The organism is Ferrimicrobium sp., assembly GCF_027319265.1.
Classification (GTDB): domain Bacteria; phylum Actinomycetota; class Acidimicrobiia; order Acidimicrobiales; family Acidimicrobiaceae; genus Ferrimicrobium.
Map to the genome: position 1 here is coordinate 12,346 of NZ_DAHVNP010000030.1, position 15,790 is coordinate 28,135.

A 15,790-nucleotide genomic window follows, 5' to 3' on the forward strand; every position below is an offset into this window, starting at 1 on the left:
AATATGGTTTGGGCGCTTGCGGTTGGCAAGTATCGCAACATCGTCCACTATGACAGGAGCTTCTTTTGAGTCGGTTTTTTGAGCGCCTCGGTGTTTTTGCGGTCAGGTTCAAGTACGCCATCGTGGTGGTATGGATTGCGGGCCTGATAGCTGCGCTCGCGTTTTTGCCCTCGATTGGCTCGGTGGTGCAGAACAACTTCTCTAACTTCCTGCCAACCAACTCACCGTCGATCAAAGCAGCGCAGCTAGCCGATGTGTTTCAAAAGAGTACGGACTCGACGGTTGTGGTTGTCGCGGATAACCCTCACGCCGCACTCACGACTGCTGATACCACATATCTCAATAGCCTGTCACAGACATTGAAGTCCGTGCCGAGTGTGGTCAAGTCAAATGTGGCGGCGATCTCGGCTAATGGTAAGGCAGAACAGATCGAGGTCGTTTCCTCCATCTCGCAGTTCAACGATTTGGGCATCAAGTCTCTCGTCAACGACCTGCAGGCCAAGTTGCAGAGCAACCCAGCTCCGGCCGATCTTCATATTCACCTGGCCGGGACGGTAGCGACAGCGGTCGCTCAGGCCGATCAGAATAATTCAAGTGCCAGCGCCACCCAGGGCTTTTCGGTGCTGTTCATCCTCGTGCTTCTCTTCATTGTGTTCCGCTCGGTGCTGGCGCCCTTCCTGACCCTGTTGCCTGCGCTCATCGTCACATTGTTAGCCGGACCAGTGGTGGCCCGGTTGACCTCGGTCCTGCACTATCAGGTCTCAAGCGTCACCCAGCTGCTCATGATCGTCCTCGTGTTGGGTGCAGGGACTGACTACGGACTCTTTCTTGTGTTTCGAACCCGTGAGGAGCTCAACCGTGGGCGTTCTCCTCAGGAGGCAGTTGAGTTTGCCCTCTCTCGGGTTGGGGAGTCGATCACTTTCTCGGCCCTCACCGTGATCGCAGCGGTCCTTATGCTCATTACCGCTACCTTTGGCTTCTACCGAGGGCTCGGCTATCCCCTCGCCATTGCCGTGTTCTTGATGCTCCTTGCTGGCCTGACCCTCCAGCCGGCACTACTAGCTATTTTTGGGAAGGCTGCATTCTGGCCTCGGCGTAAGTCGGAGAAGCGACAGGAGGCCAAGTATGGGCTGTGGGGCAGGATAGCGGGCCGCCTGGTCATGCGTCCGGTGGTCACACTCTTGATTGGCGTCGCCTTCTTTGGTGTCCTTGCCTTCTTTGCGCCGCTGAATCGCTCCTCAGGGTTCGCAAGCAACGCAGCAGCTCCCACTGGAACCAATGCCTACTATGGAAACCAGGATCTCACCCGTTACTTCCCGAAGGCCTCCTTTAACCCAACCGAATTGATCTTTCGTTTCTCCTCTCCGATCTGGAACCATATTGGCACGTTAGAGACCTTGGATACCGATATCTCGCACTCCTCGCTCTTTACGCAGGTCGATGGGGCACTCAACCCCGCCGGGGTTGCTCTACCGGTTGCGCAGCTCCAGCGTCTCCATGCCCTTCTTGGCTCCGCATCCACGCTTCCCCAAGTGAGCACCGGACATCTCGTTCCAGCTGGGGTGTATCAGCTATACCGTGCGACCGGTAACTACATCAGCAGCAATGGTGACGAGGTGTTGTTTGAGACGACCCTTACGGCGGGATCGCCGGGCCAAAATCCTGCGATCAATGCGGTGCCGGCGATTCGGTCTTTCACGAGTACGTTGGCCAAACAAGTCGGGGCAACGAAGTCGGGTGTTGCTGGCGAGGCACCGGCTTCCTACGACGTCTCGGCGGCCTCGAATCACGATCTTGTCCATATCGTTCCGCTCGTGATCTTGATCATCGCTATTCTGTTGGCCCTCGTTCTCCGCTCCGTCGTAGCCCCTGTGTTTCTTGTCGTGAGTGTTGGACTCTCCTTCTTTGCCGCCCTGGGGGTCGCGGTCCTGATCTTTATGAAAATCGGTAGTCACAGTGGCCTGATCTTCATTTTGCCGTTCATGCTCTTCCTCTTCCTGTTAGCACTCGGAGAGGACTACAACATATTGGTGATGACCCGAATACGGGAGGAGTCTCATCATCACACCATCCGTGAGGCAGTGGTTGCCGCAATCGGTGCGACCGGGCCGGCAGTGACCTCGGCCGGTATGGTGCTGGCGGGCACCTTCCTTGTCCTGGGTCTTGCCTCAGCAGGTCAGGCAGAGGTCGAGGAGATCGGGATTTCGCTGGCGCTGGGCATCTTGATGGATACGTTTTTGGTGAGGACGCTCTTGGTTCCGTCAGCGGTGGTGCTGCTCGGCCGTTGGAGCTGGTGGCCTTCAAAACTCAGCGACGTAGAGCCAGACCCGGATTCGTCACATCGGCACGGCCAACAAACGCCGTCGGTCTCCGCGACAGGGGAGAGCAATCGAGAGCCTGAGGGGCAGCTTACCTAGCGTGCAAGGGAACGTCTTCGCAGAGGTTGACGCCGGTACTAAGGTAGCGACGGTTTGGATCGACAACCCTGAGCGCGTGAACGCGATGTCGATTCAGATGTGGGAACGTTTGTCGGAGGTGCTTGGTGCACTTGCGCAGGACCGGGACGTCTGGGTCGTAGCGATTCGGGGGGTGAACGGCAATTTTTGCGCCGGTGCTGATCTGAGTGAGTTTGGCGATTATCGACAAGGGGCTGATACGTTGGTCTATGACCAACGTACCGAGGCCGCGCTACTCATTCCTCGCCAGATGCCTATGCCAGTCGTGGCCGTTGTGGAGGGTTACTGTTTGGGTGGGGGTGTCAGCATCGCCGCGGCCTGCGACATTGTCTACGCCGTGGACGACGCCAAATTTCAAATTCCTGCCGCTAAGGTCGGTACGGCCTATCCCGATGGGGCCCTCCATCGATTGCGCGATCGGGTCGGCTATGCCAACGCTCTGGAGCTGATCGCGACCGCGAGGAGAGTTGCTGCCGGTGATGCCGTCGCGCTTGGCCTTGTGACCCAGGCTTTTGCTTCGAGCGACGAGGTGTTGGCGCAGCTGCTGCGAATTGCTACGCTGGCACCGCGGTCGATCGCCGCGGCGAAGGCGAGCATGAATGGACGCATAACCGAGGATGAGCGGGTCGCGATCTTCTCGAGCCAGGACTATCAAGAAGGGCTTCGCGCATTCGCCGAGCGACGCAGTCCCCGATTCACTGGTCTTTGAATTTCGCGATCGTAGGTGACGTGCTACAGTAGACGTAGACCATGGCTTAGCACGTCAAAAGGGGGGGCAGATGAAAGTTGAACTCAACGTCTTGGATTTCCTGTATCGCGCCGTCGAGGTATATCCCGATCGTTTAGCGCTGGTCGATGATCCTGGTGTTCCTGGTGCGCTGGGCCGGTTGACCTATGGTGAGATAGGCCAGCGCGTGAAGGGTATGGCTTCCACGCTCGAGGCGATGGGTTATGAGGTAGGGGACCGGATTGGTATCGTGTCTCCGAACGCCGGGAAGTTCTTGATCTCGTACTTTGGTGTCTCTGGCTATGGACGGATCCTGGTGCCCATCAACTATCGATTGAACGCCGATGAGGTGCAATACATCGTCAACCATTCGGGTACACGGCTTCTCCTGATCGACCCGGAGTATGCCGATGTCTTCGGTGGTGTCAAGGTCGAGAAGTCGATCATCCTTGACGGCGTAGAGGATGCCCAGCTCTTTGCACCCCTGGCCGAGGGTGCATCGGTTCCAGTCTGGGCGGGTGACGAGGATTTTGCCTGCTCGATCAACTACACCTCTGGCACCACGTCTCGTCCTAAAGGGGTCCAGATGACCCATAGAAACGCCTGGCTGAACGCATCGACACTTGGTTGGCACACGACGGTGACGGATCGAGATGTGCTTTTGCACACGCTGCCCATGTTTCACTGCAACGGTTGGGGTATGCCCTATGCAATAACTGGCATGGGCGGTACCCATGTGATCCAACGAAAGATCGATGGGGAGAGCATCCTTGCCAACGTCGAAAACGAGGGTGTGACCATCGCCTGTGGTGCACCGGCCGTCTGGGCTGCCGCGTTGCAGGGTGCGGAGCGTCGGGCCAGTGAGGGTCGCCAGATCCCAGGGCGTGATCTCATGCGTGTGGTTGCCGCAGGCGCGCCGCCACCGTCGCGGACGATCGAGAGCATCCAGGAGGTGCTCGGCTGGGAATTCATCCAGATCTATGGCTTGACGGAGACCTCTCCGCTGCTGACGGTGAACCGTCGGCCACAGGAGTGGGATGCGTTGGAGCCGGCGGAGCTTGCGCGTCGTCTATCGATGGCTGGGACTCCGAGTATTGGTGTTCGTATCGCTGAAGATGTCGATGGTGAGGTGCTCGCTCAAGGGAATCAGGTCTTCAAAGGCTATTGGGAGCAGCCTGAAGAGACTGCGAAGGCCCTTGCTGGCGGATGGTTCCATACGGGTGACGGTGGTGTCTACCGAGATGGATTCCTCCGGATTCTCGACCGGAAGAAGGATGTCATCATCACCGGCGGAGAAAACGTCTCTTCCATCGAGGTAGAGGATGCACTCTTTCAGCATCCAGCCGTTGCAGAGGTGGCGGTGATTGGCGTGCCTGATGTCAAGTGGGGCGAGACAGTAAAGGCGTTAGTTGTGCCGAAGCAGGGCACGAATCCAACGGAGAAGGAGCTGCAGGAGTTTTGCCGGGAGCGTATGGCGCACTTCAAGTGCCCGACCTCGATCGAGTTTCGTGAGGAGCTAGCCCGAACCGCCACGGGCAAGTTGCAGAAGTTTAAATTGCGGGCACCGTATTGGGAGGGCAAGGAACGCCTCGTCAACTGAGCCCAAGAGTCATCGTGCTGCGGGTGATGCGAAGGCCCCCGCAGTTGTGTGAGGGCCCGCCGCCACTAGAGGTCGGTGATGAGCTTGAAGCGCTCGCTTAGGTGGGCGCTGTCGGGTTGAGAGGCTACCTCAATGAGATGAGGCAGGAGGTGGTCCGTTGCGTCCGCTGTCTCAGGTGCGAGGCCATAGCTCGAAGGGTACTGACTACGGTGACACGCGAGGGCTTGAGCCTTGGCCTCAAGGTGACGTTGTTCGACGGTCTCGCTATGGTCCTCGACGTCTGCCTCAAAGAGTAGAAGGGCGTCAGGCCGTGATGCTGGTAGCGATAGTTCTCGCCAGAAGCTCTGGTCGCGAGCCTGTACGAGCGCTTCGAGCACGATTTCACCGGTAACGCGGTGATCCGGGTGAAGACGATAGCGTTTCCATGGGTCATGAGTGATGACGACCGAGGGGCGGATCGATCGGAGGAGCGTTACGAGACGAAGAACGATATCAGAGGTGGCGCGGAGCTCTCCATCGATCTGTTGAAGAAAGAGGGGTGCCTGGGCACCTAATGCGAGGGCTGCCGACCGGGCCTCTGCTTGGCGCGAGACCGCTAGTGCGAGCAGGTCTTGTGTCGGATTCCAGGTACCGCGTCGCCCGTCGGTCAGAATGGCGATATGCGTGGCACATGAGCGTTCCGCCCATTTAGCGAGGGTGGCGCCGCAGCCGAACTCGATGTCATCGGGGTGCGCACCGATGGCCAGGACCGTTGCGGGGACCTCAAGATCCTTGCTGATCCTCTGAGGAGAGGTGGTAAAGTAGGTCGCGAATCCATCACGTTGTGTGTTCATAAGAGGTCCCAGAGTTCTGAATCAGGGAAGATCTCTCGAGCAAGAATGAGATCTTCTGGTGTATCGATATCGAAGGCGGAAGGGCAGGGCGTGACTTCAACAGCGAGTTCCCGAACTTTTGCACCTTGGATGTGATGGAAAAAGGAGTCTTGGCCATAGGCGAAGATGGGGTCTTGGACCGAGGTTGGGACGCGAAGAAGATTGGTCCCCGATAGGTGAGAGTCTGGGGTGACCAGAGAGATCCTCGCAGTTGGCCTCTGTCGGTACGCCTCCAGGCTTGCGAGAAACGGTAGATCATTGGGCAAGATAGTCACACAACGATAGGCCTTGAGCGCGGAGGAGGTGACGATTGCACGAATGGCAGCGTTGAGATCAACCCCCTGTTGGAGGATAGGGGTGATGGCGAGGCGAAGGCCTTCGTTCGCGGCCTGTTCGTTCTCGGCCAACAGGTAGAGGGTATCTAGCTCAGTGAGGTCGGTGATGCGTTGCAGACAGAAACGGGTGAGCACCATTCGTTGCTCTGGCGAAAGGACAGCGCTCAGCCGCGATTTCGATGTCGCAGGGTCGCCTTGAAGAACCACGAAGGCGACATCATTGGGTTCTGACACGGGCATCATCCTAGCCATGTGTCGCCACTCATTACGACACCTCTGGGGAGCGCGGACCTACGAGCCGACCAGATCGCCTGGTATCGTCGGAGTCGCAGGGGGTTCGACCCTTAGGGCGGGCTAGCCTATCCATGATGTCGGTGGGTATTGATGAGGTGGGACGGGGCGCCTGGGCTGGTCCACTGGCGGTCGGTGTCGCTGCCGGCGATGAGAGGATCGCAGGGCATATTCTTAGGCGCCGTCAGACGGAATCGTATTATGACTCGAAGGCACTGTCGCCACAACGGCGGCGCGCGCTACTTCAGCAGCTCCAACATGCAGGGCTGGATTTTGGTGTTGGGTACGCGACGGCATTGGAGATCGATACCCTCGGGTTGACAGCGGCGCTTGTCATGGCGGCCGAGCGAGGGTTGGTCGAGCTGGGAAGAAAGACGACGGCGGCCATTGATGATCACTGTTTGTTGCTCGATGGAAAGCACAACTATCTTCAACGTTCCAACGTGCAGATGATCGTGGGTGGCGATCGTGCGCATCCACTGATCGCGGCAGCCTCGATTGCAGCCAAGTTGGCCCGTGATGCGGTGATGGCGAGCCTTGACCAGGAGTTGCCTTATTGGGATTTTCTCGCGTCGAAGGGGTATGGCTCCAAACGGCACCGATTTGGTCTCCTTTGGCAAGGACCTTCAGTTGAGCACCGCCGTTCATTTCGGCCGGTGCAGGCGCTGAGTGCGCCCCTGCCCACTCGGTTTTTCTCTCCCCAAGAGGCAAAGTAGACTAAAAGATGTGGAGACTAGCAACAAGGGGGCCCGGCGTGTCGATTGGGTGTGTGGTTGGTGATCGAGCCACAGTCGCATGCAGCCTCTGGTCTGCCGCTCTGGGCCCAGCTCGCTGAGGCCCTGCGCGAGGGGATCGAAGCTGGACGATACTATCGCCATTTCCCCTCCGAACCTGAACTGGTGGAACGTTACAAGGTGTCACGGTCAACGGTGCGTGAAGCGATACGCTATCTGCGCTCCGAGGGATACCTTGAATCGAGACAGGGTAAAGGCACCTTCGTGGTTGCGCGAGAGAGTTTTGAGTCGCTACACAATCACCGATTTTCCTTAGCTGGTAAGATCGCAGAGTCTGGGCTTGAGGAGGTCGCAGAACTCCTCTGGAAGGGACTAATCTCCGAACCGGCACTGGCGCATCGACTCGGGCTAGAGTCCGGAGAGTTTTTCTTGATCGAGCGATTGCGTGGATCCCAACATGAGCGCTTGGCCCTTGAGCGGGCCTACTTGCCGCGAGCGAACGCCGATAGTTTCGAGGATGTTGACCTGACTCAGGTGGGGTCACTCTACGCCGTGCTCCAGTCAGGAACTGGTATCACGGTCACGGCTGGCGTCGACGAGGTTTCCGCTGCGATGCCCTCAGCGAGCGAGGCTGGATTACTTGGTATTGCCGAGACGGAACCGGTGTTGGTGGTCGAACGGACTGCCTACTCGCACCAGGAGCTGGTAGAGTTCCGACGAACTATCCTTGTCCCAGCCCGGGTCCGCTTCCGTAGTGAGTGGGGCCGATAGTGCCCACCGCGAAAAGCTGGCGACTAGCATAATAGTTGCAACTGCAACGGAAGATGAGGTGTACCGTGGTATCCAGTGGGCTCGAACAGGCGACCATCGTAACGAGTACCATAGGAGCGAGCGCTCGTGAGCGACTCCCGCGAAGGCTGATTAAGGCACCAAGCGGTCTGGAGGGTGAGGGCTTTCCGGTGAAGCGGGCCTTCGCTGGGGTGCCGATGTCAGAGCTTGATCCCTTTGTCCACATGGATGAGATGGGTGAGGTGGAGTATGGACCAGGCGAGCCAAAAGGCACACCATGGCATCCTCACCGTGGGTTTGAGACGGTCACGTACCTCATGGAGGGTCAGTTCGTCCATCAGGACTCAATCGGGGGTGGTGGCAGCCTTGGTCAAGGTGACACGCAGTGGATGACGGCAGGTGCTGGCATTCTCCATATTGAGCGCCCCCCGGAGGAGCTGGTGGTACAAGGAGGCCTCTTTCACGGACTGCAACTGTGGGTCAATCTACCCTCTCGACAGAAGTGGGTGGAGCCTCGCTATCAGGACATCGGGCATCGGAACGTGGCGGTGGGAACGAGTCCGTACCGTGATGTTCGCCTGCGAGTGATCGCGGGTGGACTCGGCACTGATCTGCGGGGTCCCGGCGTTACCTACACCCCGATCAACATGGTGCATGCGACGCTGCATCCGGGTGCACGCCTTTCGCTTGATTGGCCCGCAGCCTTCAATCTTCTTGTCTATGTGATGGAGGGTACCGTCCAGTTTGGATCGACGCGCGTGGATGCACAGGCGTCGCAACTAGCGGTCTTTGGTGAGGGTGACTTCTTTGAACTGGTCAACCCTGGTGTCGGTGATGCGGAGGTGGTTCTCCTGGGTGGCCAACCTATCGGCGAGCCGGTCGCTCATTATGGACCATTTGTTATGAATACCCGTGCCGAGCTTGAACAGGCGATCGCCGACTTCCAGGCAGGGAGAATGGGTCAGATCCCTGTAACGCACCTGTGATTCCTCGATAGGTTTGGCATCGAACTAGGCTGAATGGGGCGTAACCAAGCGAACGATAGCAGAGGTGGTTGGAGATTGAAGAAAGGGTGGATGGCTCAACTCGTTGGAGTGGTGCTCACACAGCGGAAGGAGCTATTCATTGCTCTGACCACTGCCATCCTTGGAACAGTAGCGACGCTCTTTGTGCCCATCTTCGAGGAGGCTTTTGTCGATTCGCTGCACGGCCATCACGAACAGGTTGGTTGGCTGGTGGGGCTGATCGTGCTGGCGGTGGCCGCCTTTGGTCTTGCCTTCTTGCGTCGTTTCTTTGGTGGACGCTTGGCCCTTGGTGTCCAACATTACCTGAGAACTCGGATCTTCAATCACCTACAGCGCATCGACTTCGCGGCTCACGATACGTTGCAGACCGGTCAGTTGGTCTCCGAGGCGAACGCCGATGTCTCCTTGATCCAAGGGTTGCTTGCGTTTCTGCCTCGGCTGTTTGGTAATGCGCTGCTCGCGCTGCTCTCCATCGTCGTGATGGCTGTGGTGTACTGGCCGCTTGCACTCTTGGTGGCGTTGTCCCTTGTGCTGATCGGGACAGCCTCGATACGGTTGCGGAAGCAGATTTTTCCGGTGAGTCTGATCGCGCAGCAGGAGAAGGGGGCGGTCAACGAGGTTGTCGAGGAGACGGTACGAGGGATCGCCGTCGTCAAGGGATCTGCTCTTGAGGATGTGCTGCTGGATCGCCTCCATACAAGGGCGCGACGCCTCTATCGGGCAAGGGTGGCTACGATCTGGCGTCAGGCGAAGCTGCAGGCTTTTCTCCAACTCGTCCCGTTACTCACTGAGGCGCTGGTGATCGGCATTGGAGGGTATGCGGCCATCAACGGCCATCTCGCGGTCGGCGCTTTTCTCCTCTTTACCACCTACATCGTTGAGTTGATTTTGCCAGTGCGTCAACTCTCGGTCTTGGTTGCCCTCTCCGAACAGGCGAGAGCCGGCGTGGAGCGCATTTTCGGACTGCTCGAGATCAACCCTGCGATCGTGCAGCCAGCGGATCCCTATCTTCCAGTGGCGGTCCACGGCGCCATCGAGTTCAGCGATGTCCACTTCGCCTATAAGCCAGGGGCGCCGGTGCTCGATGGCTTGAACCTGACCATTACACCCGGCGAAACCGTCGCTGTTGTCGGTTCATCTGGCTCTGGAAAGTCGTCGCTCGCCCTTCTCATTCCCCGTTTCTATGAGCCCCAAACGGGGGTAATCGCCATCGATGGTGTGCCAGTGAACCAGTGGGATCTTGGATCCCTGCGCCAATCGATCGGCATCGTCTTTGAGGAGAGTTTTCTGTTCTCTGATACCGTGCGAGCCAACATCGCCCTGGGTCGATCAGATATCTGCGAAGATGAGTTGATGCAGGCAGCACGGGCAGCACGGGTCCATGAGTTTGTGATGGATCTTCCGCAAGGTTACGAGACCGTGGTTGGAGAGCGGGGGGTCCGTCTATCTGGTGGGCAACGACAACGTATTGCACTTGCTCGTGCCCTCCTTGGATCGCCACCCATACTCATCCTCGACGATGCGACCTCTTCGGTTGATCCGGCAACCGAGGCGGAAATTCTTGACGCGGTTGCTTCAGCGGGTGCTGGGCGGACGATGATTCTTATTGCCCATCGGCGATCGACCTTACATCTGGCTGACCGTATCGTGCTGATGGATCACGGTCGCATCATCGCGATCGGTACCCACGAGGAACTGTTGGCAACGGAGCCGGCCTACGTCGAACTCATGAGCGGTGAGTCCGAAGCGCTCGTCGAGACCCCAAGGATCGCTCTTGTGGAGAGTGATGCTGAACCTGTCGTCAAACAAGAGGTTCCGGTGGTGGTTCCACGGCTGATCGACCGTTGGGTTGATCTTGGTTGGGTTGATGAGCGTTTCCGATTTGGGAGTCTTTTTACGCTCATCCGGGTTGGCGTGATCGTTGGTGCGATATTGGTTGCACTCGATGCGCTGTTGAGCCTTGCCTCCCCACTCGTGCTGCGTTCGGGTATCGATGTCGGCGTGTTGCGTCACGCGCGGCCACTGGTCCTGGATGCGGCCCTCGCCCTCGGTATCATCTCCGTGGTCGATCTGATCGTCGTGATCCTCGAACAGGTGATTGCAGGACTTGCGGCAGAGAAGTTCTTGCTACTGTTGCGCTCGCGGATCTTCCAAAAAATCCTTCGCCTCGACATGGACTACTATGAGTCAGAGATGTCGGGTCGTATTATGACACGCATGATCAGCGATGTCGATGCCTTCTCTAATCTTGTCCAAAATGGCTTGATCACTGCACTCGTCTCGGTGATCTCCTTCGGCCTTGTGCTGGTGGTGGTGTTGATCATCGCACCAAGTATCGCGCTCGTCTTGATCGCTAGCCTGCCGCTGACCATTGCGGCGAGCATCATCTTCCAACGGTACGCCAATCGGGCCTATACCACGGCACGAGAACGCATCGCGGCGGTCAACGCCAACTTCCAGGAACAGGTCTCTGGGGTGCGAGCCTCTCGGGCAAAGAACCGTGGCCGCGAAGCGATCAATCGCTTTGATTCTTTGAGCAGTGGGTATCGCGATGCGCGTATGGATGCGCAGAAGGCGATCTCTATCTACTTCCCGTTTTTGTTGATGCTGGCGGATGTCACCACTGCACTGACACTGCTCTATGGTGGGAGTCAGGTGTTGAGCCACACGCTGGCGGTTGGGACGCTGTTGGCGGCTACCCTCTATGTCAGTCAGTTTTTCTCTCCGATCCAACAACTTTCGCAGACCTTTGACCAGTTCCAGCAGGCGCGGGTGGCTGCCCGTCAAATTCGGCGCTTAATGGCGCGCGATATCTCTATCCATCCCAGTGACCATCCTGTTCAGCTCGAACAAGTCCAGGGTGCAATCACGTTCCGGGATGTCACCTTCCAATATCCCCAAGCAGAACACCCGTCCCTCGATGCGGTCTCCTTTGATGTCGCTCCGGGGGCACGCGTCGCATTCGTTGGCGAGACCGGAGCGGGAAAATCGACGATCGCCAAGCTGTTGGTGCGATTCTACGACGCGACGGGAGGGATGGTGATGGTCGACGGAGTCCCGTTGGTCGATCTCGATCTGCATCAGTATCGCCGCCAAGTCGCCTATCTCCCACAGGAGCCTTTTCTCTTCACTGGCAGCATCTCCGAAAACGTCTCCTTTGTCCGTCCGGATGCCTCGGCTGCCGAGATCGAACGTGCCTGTCGGATGGTTGGGTTGGGCGGCTTTCTTGACCGAAACGATGAGGGGATTAACTATGACATCGGGGATCGGGGCGTTCGACTCTCAGCTGGGCAAAAGCAGTCAGTCGTCTTGGCCCGGCTCATCATTCAGGACCCACGAATCGTCATCCTCGACGAGGTCTCTTCCTCGCTCGATCTCGTTGCAGAGGCGCAGATGCAGACGGCACTGGACGAGGTTCTGGCTGGCCGGACGACCTTGGTGATTGCGCATCGGCTCTCCACCCTGTTGAAGGCGGATCAGATCTACGTGCTATCGCATGGCGCGATCACCGAGCAGGGAACACACGCTGACCTCATTGGCCAGGGTGGCCACTACGCATCGCTCTGGGAACTCTCGGCCTAAACGATGGATCAGGACTCTCTGATCACCCGCACATGGACCTCCATCATGGAGGTGCCGCCACCACGGTAGATACCGATCAAGGGGGGGACGTCAGTGTAGTCACGACCACGACCGATCACGACGTACCGCTCGGGTTCGAAGACTTGATTGGTTGGATCGAGTGGCAGCCATGAACCGACCCATGCCTCAACCCATGCGTGGCTCTCAGCATCAATGACTTCGCCTATTGATTCCTCCTGGTCTGGGTAGTAGTAGCCAGAGACATAGCGAGCTGGTATGCCGAGACGTCTGAGAAAGGCGATGCATAGGTGGGCGAAGTCCTGACAGACGCCTTTGCGTATTGACCAAGCCTCGCTTGCCGAAGTGGAGACCGCGGTAGATCCAGCCTCATAGGTGAGCCGTTCGTGGACCAGGTCTGAGGCCCACTGTGCTGCCTCAGATGGATTCGGACGCGCGAGCAGGAGTTCGAGCGCGTTGACAACTTCATCGGAATCCTCGACCAGTGTGAGGGCGGTAGGATCCAGGAACTCCGCAAAGGTGTCATCGAAGATGGGATCGCGATAGTGTTGCCAGGGTGGCGAGGGATCTCGTGGGAGTGCGGCTGTTCCTGTCTGCACACGGGAACGAGCGATGATCGAGAGCTCTCGGTGGGGTTGGTGGATCTCCAATATATGTGCGAGCGTCCCCCAGTAGTCTTGGTAACCCAGCACATGAGCCGACGGCGTCACGACCAGACTGCGTTCGAGAACAAACTGAGTTCGATCCGACTGGGGGAGCATTCTTGCTTCGTTCAGAGATCCATCTGACGCGAGAGAATAACGATAGTGTGACGAGTGTTCGATGGAGAGAATCCAACTCATCGCCCACTCCGTGGCAGTGCGGTGGCTACTTCGCGTTGCCATGATTGTCCGCGGACGTCTCCGAAGTATTGCTGAGTGATGGCATCTGAGGCGAGAGAGCAGGCAAGACTCAAGTCTTCAAGCAGTGTCTCGATTCGTGTGGTGAGGTCCTCCCTCGTCAAGAAGGATATCGTGGCTCTTGCCTGACCGAGGATTCGTTGGGCTGGAGCGGGCGGAGCGCTCCGATGGGTGTCGGGTGCGATGTGTTCCAGGCAACGCTCGGCCGTCAGTAGGCCGAACTGGACGCTGCGCGGAAACAGACGATCGACGAGTAGAAATTCGAGCACATACTCGGGCTCTACTTGACCATGGTAGGTGCGAATATAGAACTCATACGCAGAACAGTACTTCAACGTCGTGACCCAATCTCGACTTTCTGGTGCGAAGACGAGGCGAAACTTGAGGAGGCGAAGCGTCATATCGACACGCTCGATAAAGGTCCCAAGTTGGAGGAATTGCCAACCATCATCGCGTGGGAAGCTCTCGTTGAGGAGGCCGACGGTGATGGCAACGCGCTCATGGGCAAGGCGGACGTAGCGGAAAAATTCGGAGAGGGAAGTACTTCTGCGAGGCATTTTGACGAGGAGGCGATCAGCGATGTTGATGGCTTCGTAAACTTCGCTTGGCAACAGTTCCCTTAGCCCTCCAGCGTTTCTTCTGGCAGCGACAATTGAGGATGCGATCGAGTTTGGATGGTCGAGCGAGAAGCCCAGTGTGGCAAAGAGCGTCGCTGAGTCGGCTTCGTCGCCGTCAAGCTTGTCAAAACCGAGGGTAGAGAGGAAGGAACTCTGTGGGGCTGTTGATCCAGACTCGAGCTCATGATTGAGGTGTACCTCAAGGATGCGAGCGGTATCATCGGCGCGCTCCAGGTAACGACCTAGCCAGAAAAGTGATGCTGCGATACGAACCAACATCTCATTGCTCCTGTTGTTTCGTGCTTTGCAGCGGGTGATCTGGCTCAGGAGCAGTCGCTTGATGGACGAGATGTTCGCCAGCCGCGACGCCGTTGGTGGGATGGAGATCAACCTTGTCTGCGGTGGCATCGAGTACCCAGGTGTCCTTGGAACCGCCTCCCTGGGAGGAGTTGACGATCAGGGAGCCCTTCGGTAAGGCAACCCGTGTGAGCCCTCCAGGAAGTACCCAGATGCGATCCCCTTGGTTGATGACAAACGGACGTAGGTCGATATGTCGGGGTTCGATGCCTTCAGGAACTCTGGTTGGACAGGTCGACAGCCGGACCACCTCTTGGGCGATCCAGCCACGAGGGTTCGCAAGCATCGCTGCTCTCGCCGCAAGGAGCGTTGCCTCGTCGGCATCAGGTCCGATCACAATTCCGGTACCACCCGAGGCATCGACTGGTTTGAGCACGAGTTGGTCGAGCCTCTTGACGACCCATGAACGGACCTCGGGGTCCTCAAGCCGATAGGTTGGAACGTTTGCGAGGATCGGCTCCTCACCAAGATAATAGCGAATCATGTCGGGAACATAGGTGTAGGTGAGTTTGTCGTCGGCGACGCCATTCCCGATTGCATTTGCGACGGTGAGGTTGCCCGCACGGATGCAGGTGACGAGGCCAGGTACGCCAAGCAACGAAGAGGGTTCAAAGTAGAGCGGGTCGAGGTAATCGTCACTGATTCGTCGGTAGATGACATCGACTCGCTGGTCGCCCTCGGTGGTATGGAGATAACAGATGCCGTCCCGACAGGCTAGGTCGCCTCCTTCAACGAGATCCACACCCATCTGCCGAGCAAGAAAGGTGTGTTCGAAGTAGGCAGCGTTGTGGATGCCAGGTGTGAGGAGGACCACTTTTGGATCCGAAGTCGCGCCCTGGGGGGCTGCCGCTACGAGGGCGCGGAGGAGTTCTGTCGGGTAGTTTGCTACTGGTCGCACTCGGTTACCACGAAAGAACTCTGGAAAGATGCGCGTCATACTCCGCCGATTCTCGAGTACATAGGAGACTCCAGACGGGGTTCGCAGGTTGTCCTCAAGCACCATCAGTTTCCCATCATGGCCCCGCACGATGTCCATGCCCGAGATGTGGATGCGAACACCGTTGGCTGGTGCCAGTCCGTAGGCCTGTCGAATGAAGAGTGGAGAGGAGAGAACGAGCCGGTGGGGGATGATTCGATCTCGAAAGATCCGCTGTTGGGTGAAGACGTCGTCGAGAAAGGCTTCGAGTGCGCGGACTCGTTGGATGACACCGCTCTCGAGGTAGGCCCACTCCTGTGAGGAGATGATCCTCGGGATCGGGTCGAGCGGGAAGGGTGCCTCCAATCCCGCGAAGGAGTAGGTGACACCACGGTCACGGAACGAGAGGTCTCGCTCCTGGCAGCGCTGCTCGAACTCGGTCTCGCTGAGCTCCTGGAGCGCGCTGTAGAGCTCCATGCAACCTGGGCGCGGAAGTCCCGGCGCAGTGAGCACCTCGTCGAAGGTGTCCGAGATCGCGTATGCGTCAAGGAGGGTATTCTCCATAGCGCAAC

At 58.0% G+C, this 15,790-nt stretch carries 12 protein-coding genes; 7 read left to right on the forward strand and 5 right to left on the reverse strand.

Features of this window, described 5'->3' with window-relative positions; all coding sequences use genetic code 11:
- Positions 1-65 precede the first annotated feature (65 nt).
- The 3 genes from M7439_RS04025 (at position 66) to M7439_RS04035 (ending at position 4,783) form a co-directional block, all read left to right on the forward strand.
- Positions 66-2,417, forward strand: a complete 2,352-nt coding sequence (locus tag M7439_RS04025) for an MMPL family transporter (protein WP_298345317.1) — start codon at positions 66-68, stop codon at positions 2,415-2,417.
- A gap of 1 nt (position 2,418) precedes the next feature.
- Positions 2,419-3,165 carry an enoyl-CoA hydratase/isomerase family protein gene (locus M7439_RS04030; RefSeq protein WP_298345314.1) on the forward strand — a complete coding sequence of 249 codons (747 nt, stop codon included), beginning with the start codon at positions 2,419-2,421 and terminating at the stop codon, positions 3,163-3,165.
- Positions 3,166-3,235: 70 nt separating this feature from the next.
- Positions 3,236-4,783, forward strand: a complete 1,548-nt coding sequence (locus M7439_RS04035) for an AMP-binding protein (protein ID WP_298345311.1) — start codon at positions 3,236-3,238, stop codon at positions 4,781-4,783.
- Between the two features lie 65 nt (positions 4,784-4,848).
- Here M7439_RS04035 and M7439_RS04040 read toward each other — a convergent pair whose 3' ends face one another.
- Both M7439_RS04040 and M7439_RS04045 read right to left on the reverse strand, forming a co-directional pair.
- Positions 4,849-5,616: a PIG-L deacetylase family protein gene (locus M7439_RS04040; protein ID WP_298345308.1), complete on the reverse strand. Its 768-nt coding sequence runs from the start codon at positions 5,614-5,616 to the stop codon at positions 4,849-4,851.
- Positions 5,613-6,224: a hypothetical protein gene (locus M7439_RS04045; protein ID WP_298345305.1), complete on the reverse strand. Its 612-nt coding sequence runs from the start codon at positions 6,222-6,224 to the stop codon at positions 5,613-5,615. The genes M7439_RS04040 and M7439_RS04045 overlap by 4 nt, the downstream gene beginning before the upstream one ends.
- A gap of 131 nt (positions 6,225-6,355) precedes the next feature.
- Between M7439_RS04045 and M7439_RS04050 the strand changes: the two genes are divergently transcribed.
- The 4 genes from M7439_RS04050 to M7439_RS04065 all read left to right on the forward strand — a co-directional run bounded on the left by M7439_RS04050 (position 6,356) and on the right by M7439_RS04065 (position 12,411).
- Positions 6,356-6,997: a ribonuclease HII gene (locus M7439_RS04050; protein WP_308464389.1), complete on the forward strand. Its 642-nt coding sequence runs from the start codon at positions 6,356-6,358 to the stop codon at positions 6,995-6,997.
- A gap of 60 nt (positions 6,998-7,057) precedes the next feature.
- Positions 7,058-7,786: a GntR family transcriptional regulator gene (locus tag M7439_RS04055; RefSeq protein ID WP_298345298.1), complete on the forward strand. Its 729-nt coding sequence runs from the start codon at positions 7,058-7,060 to the stop codon at positions 7,784-7,786.
- Positions 7,787-7,851: 65 nt separating this feature from the next.
- The gene (locus tag M7439_RS04060) at positions 7,852-8,790 is read left to right on the forward strand and encodes a pirin family protein (RefSeq protein ID WP_298345295.1); all 939 of its coding nucleotides are present in this window, start codon (positions 7,852-7,854) and stop codon (positions 8,788-8,790) included.
- A 90-nt stretch (positions 8,791-8,880) separates the two neighbouring features.
- A complete protein-coding gene (locus M7439_RS04065) occupies positions 8,881-12,411 on the forward strand; it encodes an ABC transporter ATP-binding protein (RefSeq protein ID WP_298345292.1) in 3,531 nt (1,176 codons plus the stop codon).
- Positions 12,412-12,419: 8 nt separating this feature from the next.
- On the opposite strand, the gene M7439_RS04070 is transcribed toward M7439_RS04065, so the two are convergent.
- The 3 genes from M7439_RS04070 to M7439_RS04080 are packed head-to-tail and all read right to left on the reverse strand — an operon-like array spanning position 12,420 to position 15,782.
- A complete protein-coding gene (locus M7439_RS04070; RefSeq protein ID WP_298345289.1) occupies positions 12,420-13,271 on the reverse strand; it encodes a transglutaminase family protein in 852 nt (283 codons plus the stop codon).
- Positions 13,268-14,224, reverse strand: coding sequence for an alpha-E domain-containing protein (locus M7439_RS04075; RefSeq protein ID WP_298345287.1), 957 nt, complete (start codon positions 14,222-14,224; stop codon positions 13,268-13,270). Before M7439_RS04075 ends, M7439_RS04070 begins: the two co-directional genes overlap by 4 nt.
- A 1-nt stretch (position 14,225) precedes the next feature.
- Entirely contained in the window at positions 14,226-15,782 is a 1,557-nt protein-coding gene (locus tag M7439_RS04080; protein ID WP_298345284.1) for a circularly permuted type 2 ATP-grasp protein, read from the reverse strand.
- Positions 15,783-15,790 lie beyond the last annotated feature (8 nt).

Bases quoted from the DNA above. Each gene is read 5' to 3' on its own strand.
- M7439_RS04035 (WP_298345311.1), top strand. From the start codon at position 3,236: ATGAAAGTTGAACTCAACGTCTTGGATTTCCTGTATCGCGCCGTCGAG.
- M7439_RS04040 (WP_298345308.1), bottom strand. From the start codon at position 5,616: ATGAACACACAACGTGATGGATTCGCGACCTACTTTACCACCTCTCCT.
- M7439_RS04050 (WP_308464389.1), top strand. From the start codon at position 6,356: ATGATGTCGGTGGGTATTGATGAGGTGGGACGGGGCGCCTGGGCTGGT.
- M7439_RS04065 (WP_298345292.1), top strand. From the start codon at position 8,881: ATGGCTCAACTCGTTGGAGTGGTGCTCACACAGCGGAAGGAGCTATTC.
- M7439_RS04070 (WP_298345289.1), bottom strand. From the start codon at position 13,271: ATGAGTTGGATTCTCTCCATCGAACACTCGTCACACTATCGTTATTCT.
- M7439_RS04075 (WP_298345287.1), bottom strand. From the start codon at position 14,224: ATGTTGGTTCGTATCGCAGCATCACTTTTCTGGCTAGGTCGTTACCTG.
- M7439_RS04080 (WP_298345284.1), bottom strand. From the start codon at position 15,782: ATGGAGAATACCCTCCTTGACGCATACGCGATCTCGGACACCTTCGAC.